This is a genomic window from Micromonospora sp. NPDC048868, from assembly GCF_043198195.1.
In the GTDB taxonomy this organism is placed as follows: Bacteria; Actinomycetota; Actinomycetes; order Mycobacteriales; family Micromonosporaceae; genus Micromonospora; species Micromonospora reichwaldensis.
In genome coordinates this window covers 1-17,156 of record NZ_JBICUN010000010.1, presented here as the reverse complement: position 1 = coordinate 17,156, position 17,156 = coordinate 1, and the positions used below count along the sequence as shown (strand labels likewise).

The 17,156-nt window shown below is 66.5% G+C and carries 17 protein-coding genes and 3 pseudogenes; 10 read left to right on the top strand and 10 right to left on the bottom strand.

The features are described from left to right. Window positions 1–99: 99 nt before the first annotated feature. A complete protein-coding gene (locus ACGFNF_RS17540; protein ID WP_393169015.1) occupies window positions 100–717 on the bottom strand; it encodes a TetR/AcrR family transcriptional regulator in 618 nt (205 codons plus the stop codon). Window positions 718–835: 118 nt separating this feature from the next. On the opposite strand from ACGFNF_RS17540, the gene ACGFNF_RS17535 reads away from it, so the two are divergent. Together ACGFNF_RS17535 and ACGFNF_RS17530 are read left to right on the top strand one after the other, a co-directional pair. Further along, complete coding sequence (locus ACGFNF_RS17535) at window positions 836–1,702, top strand: SDR family oxidoreductase (RefSeq protein WP_393169013.1); 867 nt, start codon at window positions 836–838, stop codon at window positions 1,700–1,702. 170 nt (window positions 1,703–1,872) lie between these two features. After that, window positions 1,873–2,550 (top strand): hypothetical protein, encoded by a 678-nt coding sequence (locus ACGFNF_RS17530; RefSeq protein WP_393169011.1) that lies wholly within the window; start codon window positions 1,873–1,875, stop codon window positions 2,548–2,550. Between the two features lie 159 nt (window positions 2,551–2,709). Here the strand turns inward: ACGFNF_RS17530 and ACGFNF_RS17525 are convergent, their stop codons facing one another. Further along, on the bottom strand, window positions 2,710–3,429 hold the full coding sequence (locus ACGFNF_RS17525; RefSeq protein ID WP_393169009.1) for a TetR/AcrR family transcriptional regulator: 720 nt from the start codon (window positions 3,427–3,429) through the stop codon (window positions 2,710–2,712). Between the two features lie 104 nt (window positions 3,430–3,533). Between ACGFNF_RS17525 and ACGFNF_RS17520 the strand changes: the two genes are divergently transcribed. Next, the gene (locus ACGFNF_RS17520) at window positions 3,534–4,517 is read left to right on the top strand and encodes an NAD(P)-dependent alcohol dehydrogenase (RefSeq protein ID WP_393169007.1); all 984 of its coding nucleotides are present in this window, start codon (window positions 3,534–3,536) and stop codon (window positions 4,515–4,517) included. A 42-nt stretch (window positions 4,518–4,559) separates the two neighbouring features. Here the strand turns inward: ACGFNF_RS17520 and argS are convergent, their stop codons facing one another. After that, window positions 4,560–6,278, bottom strand: a complete 1,719-nt coding sequence (gene argS, locus ACGFNF_RS17515) for an arginine--tRNA ligase (RefSeq protein ID WP_393169005.1) — start codon at window positions 6,276–6,278, stop codon at window positions 4,560–4,562. A 705-nt stretch (window positions 6,279–6,983) separates the two neighbouring features. Between argS and ACGFNF_RS17510 the strand changes: the two genes are divergently transcribed. From ACGFNF_RS17510 to ACGFNF_RS17500, 3 genes are all read left to right on the top strand, one after another. Next, window positions 6,984–7,202 carry a hypothetical protein gene (locus ACGFNF_RS17510; RefSeq protein ID WP_393169003.1) on the top strand — a complete coding sequence of 73 codons (219 nt, stop codon included), beginning with the start codon at window positions 6,984–6,986 and terminating at the stop codon, window positions 7,200–7,202. A gap of 114 nt (window positions 7,203–7,316) precedes the next feature. After that, a complete protein-coding gene (locus tag ACGFNF_RS17505) occupies window positions 7,317–7,763 on the top strand; it encodes a DUF3592 domain-containing protein (protein ID WP_393169001.1) in 447 nt (148 codons plus the stop codon). 192 nt (window positions 7,764–7,955) lie between these two features. Further along, window positions 7,956–8,282 carry a hypothetical protein gene (locus ACGFNF_RS17500; RefSeq protein WP_393168999.1) on the top strand — a complete coding sequence of 109 codons (327 nt, stop codon included), beginning with the start codon at window positions 7,956–7,958 and terminating at the stop codon, window positions 8,280–8,282. A 984-nt stretch (window positions 8,283–9,266) separates the two neighbouring features. Here the strand turns inward: ACGFNF_RS17500 and ACGFNF_RS17495 are convergent. Then, entirely contained in the window at window positions 9,267–9,566 is a 300-nt protein-coding gene (locus ACGFNF_RS17495) for a DUF6342 family protein (protein ID WP_393168997.1), read from the bottom strand. Between the two features lie 417 nt (window positions 9,567–9,983). On the opposite strand from ACGFNF_RS17495, the gene ACGFNF_RS17490 reads away from it, so the two are divergent. Continuing rightward, window positions 9,984–10,547, top strand: coding sequence for a DinB family protein (locus ACGFNF_RS17490; protein ID WP_393168995.1), 564 nt, complete (start codon window positions 9,984–9,986; stop codon window positions 10,545–10,547). 216 nt (window positions 10,548–10,763) lie between these two features. Next, the gene (locus ACGFNF_RS17485) at window positions 10,764–11,276 is read left to right on the top strand and encodes a hypothetical protein (protein ID WP_393168993.1); all 513 of its coding nucleotides are present in this window, start codon (window positions 10,764–10,766) and stop codon (window positions 11,274–11,276) included. Between the two features lie 116 nt (window positions 11,277–11,392). Here ACGFNF_RS17485 and ACGFNF_RS17480 read toward each other — a convergent pair whose 3' ends face one another. After that, a complete protein-coding gene (locus ACGFNF_RS17480) occupies window positions 11,393–11,650 on the bottom strand; it encodes a Txe/YoeB family addiction module toxin (RefSeq protein ID WP_393168991.1) in 258 nt (85 codons plus the stop codon). Then, window positions 11,647–11,922, bottom strand: a complete 276-nt coding sequence (locus tag ACGFNF_RS17475) for a type II toxin-antitoxin system Phd/YefM family antitoxin (RefSeq protein WP_393168989.1) — start codon at window positions 11,920–11,922, stop codon at window positions 11,647–11,649. Before ACGFNF_RS17475 ends, ACGFNF_RS17480 begins: the two co-directional genes overlap by 4 nt. Before the next feature lie 418 nt (window positions 11,923–12,340). Here ACGFNF_RS17475 and ACGFNF_RS17470 point away from each other — a divergent pair. Continuing rightward, window positions 12,341–12,460, top strand: a pseudogene (locus ACGFNF_RS17470) (hypothetical protein); the annotation flags it as partial. Between the two features lie 352 nt (window positions 12,461–12,812). Here the strand turns inward: ACGFNF_RS17470 and ACGFNF_RS17465 are convergent. Continuing rightward, window positions 12,813–13,202 carry a hypothetical protein gene (locus ACGFNF_RS17465; RefSeq protein WP_393169338.1) on the bottom strand — a complete coding sequence of 130 codons (390 nt, stop codon included), beginning with the start codon at window positions 13,200–13,202 and terminating at the stop codon, window positions 12,813–12,815. Window positions 13,203–13,809: 607 nt separating this feature from the next. Then, complete coding sequence (locus ACGFNF_RS17460; RefSeq protein WP_393168987.1) at window positions 13,810–14,070, bottom strand: GntR family transcriptional regulator; 261 nt, start codon at window positions 14,068–14,070, stop codon at window positions 13,810–13,812. Window positions 14,071–14,274: 204 nt separating this feature from the next. Here ACGFNF_RS17460 and ACGFNF_RS17455 point away from each other — a divergent pair. Continuing rightward, window positions 14,275–14,559: pseudogene (locus ACGFNF_RS17455) on the top strand (hypothetical protein); the annotation flags it as partial. A gap of 538 nt (window positions 14,560–15,097) precedes the next feature. Here ACGFNF_RS17455 and ACGFNF_RS17450 read toward each other — a convergent pair. Together ACGFNF_RS17450 and ACGFNF_RS17445 are read right to left on the bottom strand one after the other, a co-directional pair. Continuing rightward, window positions 15,098–16,279: a hypothetical protein gene (locus ACGFNF_RS17450; protein ID WP_393168985.1), complete on the bottom strand. Its 1,182-nt coding sequence runs from the start codon at window positions 16,277–16,279 to the stop codon at window positions 15,098–15,100. 655 nt (window positions 16,280–16,934) lie between these two features. Next, window positions 16,935–17,156, bottom strand: a pseudogene (locus ACGFNF_RS17445) (GntR family transcriptional regulator); the annotation flags it as partial.

Below are 17,156 nucleotides of genomic sequence, written 5' to 3'. Positions count from 1 at the left end.
TGCCTCCTCCACGGTCGGTGCCCGCACCCGGTGGGGTGGGTACGACCGGATCAACGACGACCGGGGGTCGGGTGTTGTGTCCGCCCGGCGACGCGAGGGCTACGCCTCGCGGGGCCGCAGGCCGCGCAGCGCCGTGTCCACCACCCGGTCGGCGTACCCGTGCGTCAGCGGGCCGGTGCGCTGGAGCCACCGGTTGAGGACCGGCCCGAAGATCAGGTCGACGGCCACGTCGAGGTCGACGTCCTCGGCGAGCTGCCCCGTACGCCGGGCGGCGCGCAGGCGTTCCTTCTTCAGCTCCCGCATGGGCCCGTCCAGCCGTTCCGCGTAGTCGGCGGCCAGGGCGGGGTCGTGGACGATCTCGGTGTGCAGGGCGCGCATGGGCAGGTCGTAGCGCGGGTCGTTCAGCTCGTCGACGACGGCCCGCAGGACCAGCTTCAGGTCGGCGGCCAGGTCGCCGGTGTCCGGCAGGGCACCGCCCTGGCCGTCCTGCCCGCCGTCGGTCGTGAGCGCGAGGAATGCGTCGAACAGCAGGGCGCCCTTCGAGGGCCACCAGCGGTAGATCGTCTGCTTGCCGACGCCGGCGGCGGCGGCGATGCCCTCGATGCTGAGCTTCGCGTAGCCCACGTCGCCGACGAGGTCGAAGGCGGCGGTGAGGATGGCGCGGCGTGCCGTCTCGCTGCGACGGCTGGAGTCGGGGGCGACCTTCTGCGTGGGCACGGGCCCAATCTAGCAAGAGGATGAGACGAGACGGTCCGTCTTGACAGTGGGGCCCGGTCGGGTAGGGTCACTCTCGTCAACAAGACGAGACGGTCCGTCTCGTTAGGGAGGGAGTCCCATGGAAGCCTCAGCCACCGCCGCACCGCGGGTCTGGTTCGTCACCGGGGCCAGCCGTGGCCTCGGCCGCGCCTTCACCGAGGCCGCGCTCGCCGCCGGCGACCGGGTCGTCGGCGCGGCCCGGGACGTCTCGCCGCTCGACGACCTCGCCGCCCGACACCCCGACCGCCTGCTGGCGCTGCGCCTCGACGTCACGGACCGCGCGGCGGTCCTCGACGTCGTCGAGGAGGCGGTACGGCACTTCGGCCGGCTCGACGTCGTCGTGAACAACGCCGGGGCGCTCTACATGGGCATGGTCGAGGAGTTCACCGAGGCCGAGGCGCGCGCCCAGCTGGACCTCAACTTCTTCGGCGCGCTCTGGGTCAGCCAGGCCGTCCTGCCGCATCTGCGCGCCCAGGGCGGCGGGCACGTCGTGCAGGTCTCCAGCATCGGCGCCCTCGGCGGCTTCCCCAGTACGGGGCTCTACAGCGCGAGCAAGTTCGCGCTGGAGGGCATGAGCGAGGCGCTGGCCGCCGAGGCCGCCGGGTTCGGCGTCAAGGTCACCATCGTCCAGCCGGGCGGCTACTGGACCGACCTCTACACCAGCAGCACGGCGGCCACCCCGAACCCCGCCTACGACCCGCTGCGGGAGGAGTTGGCGCGGCAGTGGGCGGAAGGGTCGATCGACAGCGAACCCCGGCTGGCCGCCGAGGCGCTGATGAAGCTCGTCGCCAGCGACGACCCGCCGCTGCGGCTGCTGCTGGGCAGCATGGTCTACGACCTCGCCTTCGACATCTCCAGGCGACGCATGGACGTCTGGGCCGGCTGGGAAGAGGTGAGCCGCGCCGCCGAAAAGGCGGTCCCGGCCCCGGGCGCCGAACCGGCCTGACCTGCGGGCCGGGTCGGGAGGCGGCGAGGGCTCCGTCAACCGGTCCGGCTCCCGTGCTTCCCGATCACAGTGGCCTTCTCCGCTCCACTGTGGACCCTGTGCCGACCGTCGGCGGCCGGCCGTGGCGGAGGCGCACTACGCTCCGGGCCACACAAGGAGAGGGAAGATCAATGCGGAGGACCCTGCTGCCCGTCGCGGCACTCGCCCTGGTGGCGGCGCTGAGCGGATGCGTCACGATCAACACGCCGGCGGACGACCCGGACCCGGCCGCCTCGGCGCAGCCGACAGGCAGCACCGTCAGCGTGGACGACGAGACAGCGGACCCGGACAAGCCGGCGCCCTCGGCCGTACCCGACACGTCCGGAGCGCCCGCCACGCTCAAGGCGCTCACCTGCACGCAGCTCAAGACCGCCGTGCTCGGTAACGGATCCGAGCGCTACAACGGCTACCCGGATCCGATCCCGCTTCTCGACGGCATGTGGTCCGGGGAGGACGGCACCGTCGTCCACATGCAACAGCCGTGCGCCATCGGCGACCTGACCGGCGACGACGCGGCCGACGCGGTGGTCCCGGTGCTGATGGACGGCGGCGGGACCGGCAAGTTCTGGCAGATCGTGATGTACGGCAACATCGACGGTAAGCCCGTCTACGTCACCATGGTCGACATCGGCGACCGTACGCCCGTCGAGTCGGTCTCGATCAAGTCGCGCCGGGCGACGGTGGTCTATTTGACCCGCCCCGAGGACGCGTCCTCGGCGGAGGTCGCCGTGCGGCGTACGGCCGTCTACGAACTCAGCGGCAGCCGGCTCGTCGAGATCAGCCACACGGACGCGCCGTACACCCCCTGAGCGGTCGACCCCGCGCGGTGGGCCGTTCCGGCGCGGAACGGCCCACCGGCCCGGTCGCTCAGGGATTGAGCAGGACCTTGATGGCCCGGCGCTCGTCCATGGCCCGGTACCCCTCGGCGGCCTGGTCGAGGGGGAGGGTGAGGTCGAGCTACGGCGTGGTCATCGGGTGACCGATCGCGGCGACGTCCAGTTCTGCTGTCGGAGCCGTTCGATGCCGTCCAGCAGCAGGTCCAGCGCGAACTCGAACTCGAACTGGTCGTCGCAGCCCTGTCCCACGACCGACGCGTCGTCGTGGGACGCGGCCGTGGAGATCTCCGCGAGGTGCGGGAACCGGGCCGCGACCTCCGGCGGGAAGGCCTGCGGTGGTTCTGAGCTGGCCGTGCCGGAGCGGCCGGCGCGCCGGGAGGCGTCGAACAGCTCCTGGCTGAAGCCCAGGATCCGGCTGCCCATCGCGTGCATCACGTGGTGGGCGAGGTCGGCGGAGAACCCGCCGGCCCGGAGGGTCCCGACCACCGAGTCGAGGTACGCGAGGACGGCCGGCGTCGCCATGTTCCGCGACTCGATAGCGAGCGGCGCCCATGGGTGGCGCCGCAGCACCTGCCGCGCCGAGAGGATGCGGCTGCGGACCGCGTACTTCCAGTCGGCGTCGGGCACCGGCGGGTCGATCTCGCCGACGACGACGTCGATCATGCCGTCGAGTAGTTCGTCCTTGTTGGCCACGTGCTTGTAGAGGGCCATCGGCACGACGCCCAGGTCCTGGGCGAGGTTGCGCATGCTGAGGGACTCGATCCCGGCCCCGTCGGCGAGCGCGACGGCGGCGTGCAGGATCCGGTCCCTGCTCAGCGGCGCCCGGCGCAGCGTCTCAGCCTGCTCAGCCATCTCGGTCCTCGTCTTCTGGCGGCGGTTGAAACCTTAACCGCCTTGACCGGTGTACGCCGTACACCTACATTGGGTGTACGGCGTACACCTAGCGGGAGGTAGAGATGAAGGCGATAGTCCAGGACCGGTACGGCCCGCCGGAGACACTCACGCTCGCGGACGTCGACGTGCCGGTGCCCGCCGCCGACGAGGTGCTCGTACGGGTCGAGGCCGCCGCGCTGAACGCGTACGACTGGCATGCCATGCGTGGCGATCCGCGGATGGCGCGGTTGGCGATGGGCCGGACGCGGCCCCGCGCGCGCATCCGCGGCCGCGACTTCGCCGGCCGGGTCGAGGCCGTCGGCAGCCACGTCCGACAGGTGCGCCCGGGCGACGCCGTCTTCGGCGACCTCGGCGACGCCAACGGCGCGTTCGCCGAGTACGTGTGCGTGCCCGCGACCCTGGTCGCGCCGAAGCCGGCGAACCTGATCCCGCAGCAGGCCGCCGCGCTGCCGCTGGCCGGTGTCACCGCGCTCATGGGGCTGCGCGACGTCGGGCGGGTCGAGCCCGGCCACCGCGTCCTCGTCAACGGCGCCTCCGGCGGCGTCGGCACCCTGGCCGTCCAACTGGCCAAGGCGCTCGGGGCGACCGTGACCGCAGTGTGCAGCACCCGCAACGTCGACCTGGTCCGCTCCCTCGGCGCCGACCACGTCGTCGACTACACCCGCGACGACTTCACCCGCGGCGACCGCCGTCACGACGTCGTGTTCGACCTGGTCGGCAACCGCTCGCTCACGGCGCTCCGGCGGGCGCTGACCCCCACCGGGACGCTGGTGCTCTCCGGCGGCGGCGTGTACGGCGGCGGCAGCCTCGTCGGGCCGGTCTGGCTCCTCGCGCGCGGACGGCTGCTGGCGCCCCTCGTCCGGCAGCGCATCGTCACCCTCACCGCGGTGCCAAGCCGGCAACACCTCGACACGCTCCGCGCCCACGCCGAGGCCGGCCGCCTCACCCCGGTCATCGACCGCACCTACCCGCTGCGCGAGGTGCCCGAGGCCATCCGGTACCTCGAAGGTGAACACGCGCGGGCGAAGGTGGTCATCACCCTCTGACCTGCGGTGCCGTTGCCGGCGTCGATCGCCCCCAATTATCGATCACAGGCGCTCGGGAGTCCTGATGCCGAGCAGGTACAGCCCCTGCCGGAGCACCCGGGCGGTCACGTCGCAGAGCGCCAGCCGGCTCTCCCGGACCGGCCCGTCGGCGCGCAGCACCGGGCAGCGCTCGTAGAACGCGCTGAACGCGACGGCCAGCCGGTACAGGTATCCGGTCAGGTGGTGGAACTCCAGGCTGTCCGCCACCTCGCAGACCACCGTCCCGAAGCCGACCAGCTCGAAGGCGAGCGCCCGTTCGGCCGGATCGGCCAGCGAGATCGCCGCCTCCGGCCGGGCCGCCACCCCGGCCCGCCGGAAGATCGACCGGATCCGCGAGTACGCGTACTGGAGGTAGGGCGCGGTGTTGCCGTCCAGCGACAGCATCCGCTCCCAGTCGAGCACGTAGTCCCTGTGCCGGTCGCTGGACAGGTCGGCGTACTTGATCGCGCCGATGCCGACCGCCCGGCCCACCTCGTCCGCCTCCACCTCGCCCAGGTCCGGGTTCCGCTCCCGGGCCAGCGCCGTGGCCCGGACGATCGCCTCCTCCAGCAGCCCGACCAGCTTCACCGAGCCGCCGGCCCGGCTGCGCAGCATCCGCCCGTCCGACCCGAGGATCGAGCCGAACCCGATGTGCTCGGCCCGGGCCGGCGGGGCCAGCCAGCCGGCCTGCGTGGCGGCGGCGTACACCATCTCGAAGTGCCGCCGCTGCGGCAGGCCGACCACGTAGAGCAACCGGGTCGCGGCCAGGGTGCCGGTGCGGTGCCGGATCGCCGCCAGGTCGGTTGCCGGATAGCCGTACCCGCCGTCGGACTTGCGGACGATCAGCGGCAGCGGCTCGCCGTCCCGGCCCACCGAGCCGGGCGGAAACACACAGGCCGCACCCTCGCTCTTTCGCAGCAGCCCCAAGCGGTCCAGCTCCTCGGCCACCGGTTCGAGCAGGTCGTTGTAGCTGCTCTCACCGTGGAAGTCCCGCTCGGTGAGGGTCACGTCGAGCAGGTCGTAGACGGTCATGAAGTACCGCTCGGACTGCTCCACCAGCAACCGCCACAGCCGCAGCGTCGCCGGATCGCCGCTCTGCAGGGCCACCACCCGCCGCCGGGACCGCTCCCGGAACGCCTCATCCGCGTCGAACGCGACCCGGGCCGCCTTGTAGAACGAGTCCAGGTCACCCATGGACAGCTCGCGCGCCGCCTCGGCCCCGCCCAGGTCGACCAGGTGCTCGATCAGCATGCCGAACGGCGTGCCCCAGTCACCCAGGTGGTTGGCCCGCAGCACCCGGTGCCCCAGCCACTCCAGCAGCCGGGCCGCCGCGTCGCCGATCACCGTCGACCGCAGGTGCCCGACGTGCATCTCCTTCGCCACGTTCGGCGCCGAGTAGTCGACCACCACCGTCTCCGGCTCGACAGCCACCGGCACCCCGAGCCGCGGGTCGGTGGCCAGCGCGGAGACCAGCCCGGCCAGGGCTTCGTCGGCGACGGTCAGGTTCAGGAAGCCCGGCCCGGAGACCTCGGCTGCGCTGCACAGATCGGCCAGCTCCGCGAGGTCCAGCACCTCGGCGGCGATCGCGCGCGGCGGCCGGCCGAGCCGCCGGGCCAGCGCCAGCGCCGCGTCGGACTGGAAGTCCGCGCGCTGGGAGCGCCGCACGACCGGATCAACCGGCCCGCCGGCCACCGTCGCGAACGCCGGCGCCAGCCGGTCGGCCAGCAGTTTCTCAAGGTCCATGGGTACGCCGATCTCGCTCGGATCCGCCGCGCGGATCACCGGATGGGGATGCGAGCGGACCGAGGACGATCGACGATGACCGGCGGCTCGATCCGCCGGTCGCAGGAGAAGAAGACTCAGCGCAGGCGGTCGCGGGACCGCCGGCGTCGCAGCGCGCCGACCTGGACGTCGGGGGACGTCATCGGGTACGCGGGCGAGCTGGTCATGGCAGCAGCCTAACCGCCCAGACCGGGGGCTGCGCAACGCCGTTCCGCAGTGAGCGGGCACACCTGGAATCGTCAGCCTTTCAGGGTCGTTGCTGTCGACAGCGGTACGTCCGACCCAACGCGAGCCTCGTCGCGGAGAGCGGTCACAAGCCGTCCGCTTGACCGGACCTGCGCATACTGAGAGCAGCGACAGGCCCACGGACTGTCAATCGGGCTTATCGTCGATCAATAGACGGAGGTCGACATGCGTTGGCTCATGATTCTCATCATCGCGTTGGTGGTCGTTGCAGCGGTCTGGCTGTGGCGCCGTTCCCAGAAGGGCTCACTCGACATCGACGGCCAGGTTCGTAACCGGCAGGCGTCGACTGAGGCCCGCAGGCGACTTGACGAACACCGCAACCCGAGTGACGGTAGCCCCGGCAGCGGCGCCGGTGGAGTCGGTGGTGTCTGGGGCGGGTAAGGCAGACGGGCGCGTTCGAACCGCTGGCAGACTGCCGTCATGTCGTCTGAACCGGAATCGTGGTCCATCAAGCACTTCTCGCAAGGCAACCCAGCCGGCCCCGGCCAGGACAGCGTCCCGGCGCTGCTACGGCGGATCGCAGACAGCATCGAACAACGGTCCGGCATCGAGGTCCAGGACGTCGTATTGCGCAACGAGGTCAACGCCGACGGTGACTGGTGGTCGGCCACTGTCTACTTCCATGAACCGTCGGTCTAGCAGAGTCCGGCGTGCAGATTGACTCGTCCGCCGCCCATCAGGTCAGCCGCAAGCACATCGCGGCTGAGTATTGACCGCACCAGCCTCATTGCTGGCCGGTTCTAGAGTCCGGCCATGGACCGCCGACGGTTAAGCCGAACCTTCCTGCGGGTGTTCTCCATGTTCGGTCTCGTCTTTGTGATTGCGCTTACGGCGCTCGGCACATGGTCAGCCGCAGACGAACGCCGGGGATCAGAGGCAGTGGCTGACGTGCTGGACGTCGAGCATCACGGGACAAAAACATTCCTGACAGTCCAGTTCACCACAAACCGTGGCGAGACGTGTGAATCAAGTCTGCGCGTTACGGTCGATGCCAACCGGGCTGTGAGTGCTGGTCAGCACATCCGTGTCCGCTACGCCAAGAGCGACCCTTGCCTGAGGGTGCGCGAGGTCGGCGATCACTCCGGGTGGTTCATGGTCCCCATCGCGGTGGTGCTTCTGATCACCTTCGCCATCCTGACCTATGTCGTGTGGCGCCGGCCCCGACCCCCGCTCCCACTCCGGTACGCGGGCATGCCGTGACGAGTCGGACGAGGTCGGTTTGACCCGGACCACCGTCAGACCTTGAAGCGGAAGGCAAGTGCTGGGCTGCAAAGACGGCCCTGCAATGTCCCCCACAGCCCGCAGGTGTCCGTCACGGTCGTCACTCGGTTAGTCACCCACCTGGTCGGCCCTCCAATGTGGAGGTCTGGGTAGGTCCGACACCATGACCTCATGGATGACGAAGCTCGACGGCGGTGGCATCAGCAGCACCAAGCGTCCTGGCTCCAACTCGCCGCCACCCTGCGGACCGAGGGCTGGGGGGCGCAGGTGACGTGCTTGGCAGCTCCAGTGCAGGTGGAAGGCTCTCTGCCAAACGGCGAGCGATTCTACTTCCGCGCCCGGCACAGTGACGTGTCGTTGGGCATCGGAGGCGACGACCCAGCAGACATCTCCGAGTGGGAAGACAGCGAGTCGCATCAGGAAGCCAGCTACCTGCCCGCCGCCGACGGCGAGGCCATCATCAGACGGCTTGCTCGCCGCTACCTGGAGGAGCGCTAGCCGACTGGGCGAGCACCGTCAGTTTGGAAGGTGCCTTGAACTGTACGCAGTGCCCCATGGCAGGGACGGCCGACCTGTTGGGTCGGTGGTACGCCGTGGCAGGCCACCGTCACGGTTTCGGTCGCTCACTGCACATCACCCTGGCAAGGGTTCGGCATTGACTGCCATCTAGCATCACCTCGTGGTTCCGACTAGCACGAACTCAGCTGGCGGGCTGCCGCCTCGGCGTCTCCCGCTGGGAGTCAACATCGCAAGCTCATTGTTGGTTCTTCAGGCGTCGTTGCTGATATTCGCGGCGATCTCCGCCATATATTCCCAAGGGGGCATCAACGATGCCGTGAACGACGCAGCGGGTCGTTCCGGCGCCCCAGTAGACAGCAGTGTTGCCGCACTCAAGGCGTCCTACTTTTATTTCGAAGCTCGGCTCACCACGTGGTATGCACTCTTCTTCGCGCCTGCATCGGTTGGCGTCGCGTTGTGGCTCAGGACGGGTCATCAGAGCGCGAGAGTAGTCGCCCTCGCGACGAGTCTGCTCAGCGTGCTTTGCTGTTGCTGTTCCGGGGGTTGGCTATGGCTATCTGACGAACCAACAGAGATTGATGAAGCGCTTCCGGCCGCATTCGGCCGAATATATCCAGCATGGGTCGAGCTGGGTAAGATCGGGCTAGTGGTGTCCTTTGTGCCTGCACTTATCGCGGCAGCCGCACTGGTCCGCAGTGGGCGTACCGTTGCCCGCACCTTCCCAGGATCGAACCAATGACCTCTGCGGTGTGAACGCGGTTATTGCCCACCGCGTCTGTCTAGGCGCGTACGCGGCCGAGCGTCATGGTGCACAGGGTGAGGTGTGGCGGAGTGGCCAAACTCCTAACCAGGTCGCCATCACCATGGAGATCGGGAGCATGCCATTAACTCGACAGCGGCCGACATGGCACGGGAGCACCCGCGGTGTGCGGGTGCTCCCGTGGTTCACGTTTGGCGTCGTTATCAGTACTGCAGATTCGTCTGCATTTCCGTGACGCGGCCGGCAATCTGCAGATTGCCGTCGGAATCCAGGATGGCAATGATCTTCTTCTGGCTTCCGTGGTGGGTGGTGAAGAAAATCTTGTCGGCCTCTTGGCTGGTGCTGTGGTTGGTGTTCACCGACAGTTCGATGCTGACCGGGGAGCTGATCATAACGTCCCGCTTGGGTGAGTTCGGGTAGCATTGGTTCTGCCGCAGCTTGATTCGCCCATGGGTGTCACCCTCGTCCCAGTCCGAGGCCACGCCCAAGTCGATATCCGGCATGGGAATCTCCCTTCCTTGGTTCGCGATGATTTCCCGCGTTCGGGAACAGCCTATGGCTTCCATAGCCGGCGGCAAATGTCGGCTATATTGCCGAGCCGGTTAATGGTTTGGTCACCGTCAGGTAAAGCTGATGTAGCCCAAGACTCAATCAAGGGCTCAGGCAAGGTGATGGCATTACCGTCGTGAGTGGTTTCGGGTAGACGCATTTTGCGCCGAGCTCAAACGCCTCGCCGCCCGTCAGGTCTCTGACCTGCTGAAACGACTTCCATCGTTTCCGGCGTCTTCCGCCGCTACTCGCGCTCAGTTGTGCCGGATCTGCGGCACGGACCGGGCGCGGGGCAGACAATGGCCCGAGGCATGATTCGACGCGTCCGCGAGGGTCGGCAGCCAGGTCTGCGTTGTAGGTAGTGTGCGGAAGTGACAAGAAGCGAGCGACTCGCGGACCAGCTGGACCGGCACTGGCACAAGAACCTGCGGCCACGGCTGCACGGTCTTGCCGATGAGGAGTACTTCTGGGAGCCGGTGCGAGGCTGCTGGAGCATCCGCCCATGTGGCACGTCGGCAGCACCGATGTCGGTAGGCTCGGGGGAATGGACGATGGACTTCGCGTCCCCTGGTCCGATGCCGGCGCCGGTGACCACGATTGCCTGGCGGCTGGCGCACATCATTGTCTCCTGCCTAGGTTATCGAGTCGGATGGCACTTCGGCGGCCAGGACGTCGACTCGCAGACATTTGCCTACGCGGGGACCGCCGACGAGGCGCTGAAACAGCTCGATGAGATGTATGAGAGATGGAACGCGGGGGTCCGCGAGCTCGCGGACGCTGACCTGGAGAATCCGCCCACGGTGGGTCCCGAGCGGTTTCCCATGGAGGGCATCGTTCTGCACGTCAACAGGGAGCTGATCCATCACGGCGCTGAGATTTCCCTGCTGCGCGACCTCTACCGCTGGCAGGACGGAGCCGTACCGCGCGGAATATGACCACCCCGCCGCTGCCTCCGGCTGAATCACGTACGAGAGGGTGCGGCCGGCCCGGCGCCGGGCGTGTTGCGTGGCCGGCGTGGAGCGACAGCGGAGCATCGGACGCGCGCCCAGGCGGCGGCGCGTGCGGCCCGTCAAGGGCCGCCTTGATAGACGTACAGAAAGTCCTCCCACACCGGCCGGCAGCCGGGCTTCCTGTCGGGGCATGCTGGGCACATGCAAATCCCTTGGCGGAGCAGCCTGGACGCCTTCGCACAGATCCTGTGGCGGCATGGCATCGAGCAGTCCTCGGTGACCGACGTGCAGGCGGCATGGGGTGCGTTCGCTGAGTTTCTGCAACTGGACATCGACGGCATCGATCCGACTCCAGACTCTGATGCTGACGGCTTCATCGTCCAGTGGGGCCGACGGTCCTGGAGCGACAACCGTCTGATTTTGACCTTCACCCGTCAGATCGCCATCGCTGATGTCGGTGACTGTGTCGCCCCCTACGGGCAGCCCGAACTATGGCAGCTCGACTTGGAATTGACTTTCGACGACGAGGCCGGTCTGATCGACTTGGACGGCCTTGACGTTCGGGACACGGGGTTCAGGTTTGCTCCCACTGGACCGCTACGCGCCGCCGCGCTGGCGGATATCTGGGCGGAGACGCAACAGCATCCCCCTGTCCGTGCAGCCTGGATCGCGACCCCAGCGAGTAGCCGCTTGTCCTTTGAGTGCGTCTGCTGACACCCAAACCGTAGGGCGGATCAAAGCTCGCCAATCCAGTGCAGTGCGGTACGGCGGGTTGACGTGTGGGTACCCGGCGCTACTTTGGGCTCTCATCAAGCACGCCAGCCCGTCCGTTACCGGTCGCCGTAGTGGTACCGGCAAGCGACGATTTCGACGTCATCCTTGGTGATCCGATAGACCAGCCGGTGTTCGCGATCGATCCGGCGGGACCAGAAGCCGGACAGCTCTCCCCGCAGGGGTTCCGGCTTGCCGATGCCCTCGTATCCGTTGCGCATCACGTCCGCGATGAGATCGTTGATGCGTTTGACCAGCTTCCGGTCGGTGTGGCTGAGGTACTGGTTCCAGGCCGTAGCGGTGAAGACCAGCCTCACACGACGTCCCGCACGGTGGCCGGGTCGATCAGGTCCCGCTCGGCCGCGTCGCCTTCCTCAAGCTCTGCGATCGAGCGGCGCAGGGCTGCGGCGTTGGCCGGGTTGCGAAGGAGGTACTCGGTTTCCTTCATCGCCTCGTACTCCGCAAGCGGCACGATGACCACCGGTTCGTGGCCCGACCGGGTCACCACCACTTCCTCCGCGTCGTTGATGACGCTGTCGAGTTCGGCGGCTAGGTTCTGCCGTAGCTGGGTGAAGTTGACGGTCCGCATGACCACCTCCGGGGTAAGTACAGAAAACTGTACCTCGGATGGGCTCGACCCTGGCGATGGATCCACGGGTGCTGCTGCACATCGCTGCTGTGCCGGCCCGGAGCACGGCAACAGCGGCCCCGAAAAGGGCCGCTGACCTGCGTAGGAGTGGGCCGCCAGGGACTCGAACCCTGAATGCCGGACGTCGTCGATAGATCATCCTGTATCGGTCAGATCCGGCCCCTGGCCAGGGCGGCGACCCTCAGCGCTTCTCGACGTTTTACACACGTTTTCGGTCTCAGTTGTGCCGGATCTGTGCCCGACGATCATGGTCGAACATCGAACTTGATCAAGGCACTCCAAGATCACTAGAGTGCTTGGCGTGGAGCGGGAAGCCCTCTCCAAACGGTGGCCCTAGGTTCTCCTGTCCCTCATCGTCATGGCGTGCACAGGTGTGCTGGCCGTTCAGGCCGCCGCCAGCCACACCGGAGCGATGGTCAACCTGGGTGTTCTGCTGGCTCGTTGTGGTGACGATCGGGAGGCGGAGCAGTGGTACCGGCGGGCGGTCGACGCCGGCCACCCCGGGGCGATGCACAACCTGGGTGTTCTGCTGGCCCTGCGTGGTGATGGCGAGGAGGCCGGGAGGTGGCACCACCCTTGCCCATCGACGAGCGAATGCCAGCGCTCGGATGCCTGGTCTCGGAAGTGGTTCAGAGTTTCTGTACGGGTCCTTTTTCGAAGCAGCCCCCGGCAGTGCCGGGGGCTGCTTCGTGCTAGGTCGTCAGGGCGCGCGGCCGGTCGTTCCGCTCGTGCTTCAAACCGGCCGCGCCGATGCCCGACGACAGGCCCGCAGCGAGCTTCATCAGAGCATTATCGAATGCCTCCGAGTTACCGGCGAGCCTCACATCGCGTCAGGAGTCAATATCTCGGGCGGCGCAGTTCTTCTGCACGCGCATTCCGCCGTAGTCTGGAATCCAGACCCAGTCGCAGACCGAGATCCGGAGCCGCTGACCATCGGCGACCCCGCCGGCTGCCTCGCAGCCGTTGAAGACAGTCCGATCGACAATCACTTGCAGGTAGGGCATGGTGGCAACCACGCCCTTCGCCCCTTTTCCGTCACCGCTGACCACGTCGCATGTCACGAAGCGATTGTTGGCGTCGTCGTACCAGCCGTAGGAGTCTCCGCTCTGCGACCACACATACTGGTCCGCGGCATGGGCTGGCCCTGCCACCATCACCGCGGCTGTAGATGCTGCGGCTGTGGCCACGGCCACCGAGACAAACCTCGAAGCCAATTTCATCGAGACCTCCTGCCGAGTGCGGGGTGCGCAGGCGCACCTCGTGAAGGATCGAAAGCGGGCGCACGAACGGCGGTGAGCCCTGACCGGGACCCTACCTGTCCCTTGTAGCCCCCGCTAGTTTCGGGACTAGAAACAACTCCAACGCTGGTCAATGTGCGATGAAGATCCGAGTTACCGAGCGCTCGTCGGTGCCGCTACCAGGGATGACGTTATCTTCGATCGGGAAACTACGGCGAGGCTGAGTCGTAGGGAGGACGGCGGGCTGCGCCGAGTGCTTGCCTCGGTTTGCCGTGACAAGCTGGTGAGTCAGTGGCGCGCCGACGGGCCCAGATGTCAGGGGCCGCCATGCCGCCCAACAAACTGGAATCGGGTCCGTTGCAGGTCGACCACGTCCGCGGCGGCGTGGTCCTGGTGGTCACCGAGGTCTACGCGGTTTGGTGGCACGACAAGCTATCGCAGTCGAGCAGCCAGCATCCGTGGCGCTTTGAGGTCCGAGAAGATCGGGGCGGGTGGCGGGTCTGGACGGTTCAGGCTCCGGCTTGGTGTGGCGACTACATCCGGCCGGACCGGTGCTGACGGTTGGCACCCGTGGTGACAGGGCGATCAGCTACGCCTCGCTCGTCGGCTTCACGAAGGTCCCCCGCTGCGGCACCACGAACAACACGCCCTGGTCCACCAGTACCGCGATCGCTCGCCGTACGGTCGCCCGCGCGAGGCCGTACTCCTGCACCAACTGAGACTCGGACGGGATCGCCCGGTTGGGCTGCCAGTCTCCACGCTCGATCCGGGCGGCGAGGATGCCGGCCAGTTGCCGGTACGGCGGCAGCGGTGCCCCGTGGTCAATGCGGGCCTCCGGGTCGATCTCCATGGCTCGACGCTAGAAGTCTCCGGATGATCGCCCTCAACCTTCTACGTACCTAGACGTATGAAGACCAGCGTTGGTACGGTGTGGTTACCCGCTGTGCTGGTCGTAGAGGATCCGAACTCGCTCCCGGTGCGGCGGCATCCCTGCCCGGCCGGGGCTCCTCCGACTCGGCCGGGCAGGGCAACCTTCGACCAGGGAGGGGCCTTCATGCCTGCCGAACAGCACGGGCGCACGTGGGCCAGGCCGCAACCTCGCTCGCCCAAGCCGGGTGATGAGCTGTGGATCGACCGGGAAGCGTCGGTGCAGTTCGCACGACAGCCGCGGTTCATGTTCCGGGTGATCTCGGTGTGCCCGAAGCCGACCTATCCGGGCTGGGTGTGGCTGACGGGCTACCAGCTCGATGAGCGGGGCAACGCTGTCGACAAACGGGAGATCTTCGTCAGGCTGGCGGGTCTGCATGGTGCCCGTCGATCTGATGGGCGCCTGGGGTCGGAGTCGGCTTTCGTGTCACGGTCCGGCACTCGGCGGACACCGCCACAGCGGCGCTCTTGACCTGAACCGCGACCGGCAGCGGAGTCGGCTCCTGGCCGATCGCCTCGACCCCGGCGGCTGCCCACCCCCTTCCAGGCGATGGTTTTGACCTGACCTGGATTCGGTCGTGGCTGGCACGGGGGGTCGTCTGCTCGGCACCGCGGACGCCGCCCCCATGCTTGGGGCTTGCCGGTCCTGCCCTGCGCGTCATTCTCGGCGCTCAGTCCCCGACGGCGGCCCGTTTTGACGCTGGGGTACACGAGGGTTAGCCCGGTCGGCCGGGGAGCTGCACTGTGGCTGTCAAGGGCTTCCCCTGATGTGCCGTGCGCCGGGGCGTGACCGGCCGCCAGGCCGCACGCGCGCCCCGGCGCGAACACGGCGGCGGGCCGCAGGCCCGCCCTTGACCAAGTAAAGAAAGTCTGAACACACTACGCTCCGGCCACCGTGGCCTGCACGGCCAGCACTGGCGCGGCGGAAACCTGACCGACGGTCGACAGTCCTAAGTGGCAAGTCCAATGAGCGTTTCAAGATCTAGAACGCCTAGGATTACAGCGACAGCTGCTATCACGATTGCTATGGCGGACCATCGCTGTTGAATCCAAGCGAGGCTAAGGTCTATCAGTCGTCCGCTAACGCGCACGACACGAATGGCATTTCTACCGGCAGGCGCAGTGGCCAAGGGGCGCGGCTTCCCGTCTTCGTCAAACACGCTTAGCCGTCTCACGATATGCCTACGCCATGTGGCGTCCCCTGTGATGATGAAACCCTGCGTTGCTCTGAGGGTTGTGACCAACGGGCCGGGCAATGGGCCATTAAGTGACTTCGGCGAACCCCAGTAGAGACGAATATCGTCCGCTACGGCGCGGTAGATGGCCGCGATAGGGTGCTGCACATCATGGCCGGAGACGGCATCTTCTTGCCGAGCCAGTCTTTCTAGCATCCGTGAAACGTGAAGCAGTTCTTGGCGGGCCCAGCCAATCTGATCGGATTTTCTCGGAGAAAGCGACCGCTGCCGCTCTCGCGGCTTTGCGTTCTGGGCCATGATTTGGTTGAGCTTAGCGACTAATACGAGATTTGAGGGGAAGTGGAGTATGAGCTTGCGCGCCTGGAAAGTGGTGAATCCGGCAATGGAAAGACCTGCAACATATGCGACAAATATGGGTAGGCTGTCGAGCTTGTTGAAGTCTAACGTAGCGGTGAAAACGTAAACATGGGCGAGAGCAACTAGCGCCATAGAAGTCAGGCCGATGAGATTGAAGATGCGAATCCAAAGGAGTCTTACGGATGTCGGATCCTTCTCGTATACCTGTTGCTGAAAAACCAACAGGCTGCGTCCACTAAACCTCGTAACATGAGATATTGAGTAATGGAACGCTACTCCGACATGTAGGACACTAAGACCGCCTATGACGAGAAGCGCGGCACCGCGCACCTCCTCCTTCAGGGACTCCGGATAGAAGCTCGAAATCAGAGGTGCTGCGACGTGCTGATCATATTGGCTAGCAAGCGCGGCGGTGAGTGTGGCTAAAGCGTAGTCGAGGTGCTTCTTGTCTATGATTCCGGATGCTATTCGCGTTTCAAATACCAGCAGGAAGGCCATTTGAGCCGCAAGAATGCCGAATGTTAGCAGCCAAATAAGGACGGGCAAAACAAGGGCAATAATGATCCGCGACCAATCCACCGCACGATTGGAGCACGCCATTAAACACTTGCCGCCACTGAGTCGTATACCCGCCACATGGGTTGAGTCGCCCGGGTGTCTCTCCTACGCTCGCTCACGCCTGCCCACATAAGTGGGCGAATCGGTCAGCCGAAGCGCATGCACCGCATGATGGCACTAGCCGCCTCGCTAATGGACACCGACCCAGTGTCGATTCGCAAGTCCGCGATCGGTAGGCGAGGAGTTTGAGCGATTGCCGCGAAACGTTGGTCATCGTCCCCGGTGCCCCGCGACTGGATGCGCCTGCCGAGTACGGCTGGCCGGGCGTATAGCTCGACTACACTCCAGTCAGCCTCGATGCCGTTAGCTGTGGCTTCAATCGCTTCGATCTGGCCAAGGTGCACGACTGGTATGCGCCCCGACTCCCATATTTGCTCAAGCCCGAAGCGGTCAACGAAGTACGTTGCGCCGTATCGAGTGTTCTCCCATAGGAGTGCCCCCCGCATCTGCCGTAGGGCATCTACTTGATCTTGACCGATCATCCGATAGCCGCGCGTCCTCCCGGGGCCGCACTTCAACCGCTTGAAGTGCTCAAACTGGGGATATTGGGCGACTAGTTGAGCGGTGATTGTGTCTTTTCCGCTTGCGGGAGCACCGTAGAGGATTAGGCCCCTTCTCATTGTTCAGCCATTTTGTCGAGCAGGTCTTTAGCTTGCTCCTGGAGTGGTCTTGCGCCAGCGGAATTGTCGAGCCGGACATGCGCCGACTTTGGTGCGAATTTGAAGTCAAGCTGTTTCAGGTAGTCGGTCCAGTTGGCAAGCTTGTGGTCATCTCGCGCGGCGCCGCGACGACGAATGTAGGTGTGCATGGTGATGGCGTCGCAGTAGACCCAGACGAC

Coding starts and splice junctions, on each gene's coding strand:
- ACGFNF_RS17535 (WP_393169013.1), top strand. CDS start 836: ATGGAAGCCTCAGCCACCGCCGCACCGCGGGTCTGGTTCGTCACCGGG.
- ACGFNF_RS17530 (WP_393169011.1), top strand. CDS start 1,873: ATGCGGAGGACCCTGCTGCCCGTCGCGGCACTCGCCCTGGTGGCGGCG.
- ACGFNF_RS17525 (WP_393169009.1), bottom strand. CDS start 3,429: ATGGCTGAGCAGGCTGAGACGCTGCGCCGGGCGCCGCTGAGCAGGGAC.
- ACGFNF_RS17520 (WP_393169007.1), top strand. CDS start 3,534: ATGAAGGCGATAGTCCAGGACCGGTACGGCCCGCCGGAGACACTCACG.
- argS (WP_393169005.1), bottom strand. CDS start 6,278: ATGGACCTTGAGAAACTGCTGGCCGACCGGCTGGCGCCGGCGTTCGCG.
- ACGFNF_RS17510 (WP_393169003.1), top strand. CDS start 6,984: ATGTCGTCTGAACCGGAATCGTGGTCCATCAAGCACTTCTCGCAAGGC.
- ACGFNF_RS17505 (WP_393169001.1), top strand. CDS start 7,317: ATGGACCGCCGACGGTTAAGCCGAACCTTCCTGCGGGTGTTCTCCATG.
- ACGFNF_RS17500 (WP_393168999.1), top strand. CDS start 7,956: ATGGATGACGAAGCTCGACGGCGGTGGCATCAGCAGCACCAAGCGTCC.
- ACGFNF_RS17495 (WP_393168997.1), bottom strand. CDS start 9,566: ATGCCGGATATCGACTTGGGCGTGGCCTCGGACTGGGACGAGGGTGAC.
- ACGFNF_RS17485 (WP_393168993.1), top strand. CDS start 10,764: ATGCAAATCCCTTGGCGGAGCAGCCTGGACGCCTTCGCACAGATCCTG.
- ACGFNF_RS17475 (WP_393168989.1), bottom strand. CDS start 11,922: ATGCGGACCGTCAACTTCACCCAGCTACGGCAGAACCTAGCCGCCGAA.
- ACGFNF_RS17465 (WP_393169338.1), bottom strand. CDS start 13,202: ATGAAATTGGCTTCGAGGTTTGTCTCGGTGGCCGTGGCCACAGCCGCA.
- ACGFNF_RS17460 (WP_393168987.1), bottom strand. CDS start 14,070: ATGGAGATCGACCCGGAGGCCCGCATTGACCACGGGGCACCGCTGCCG.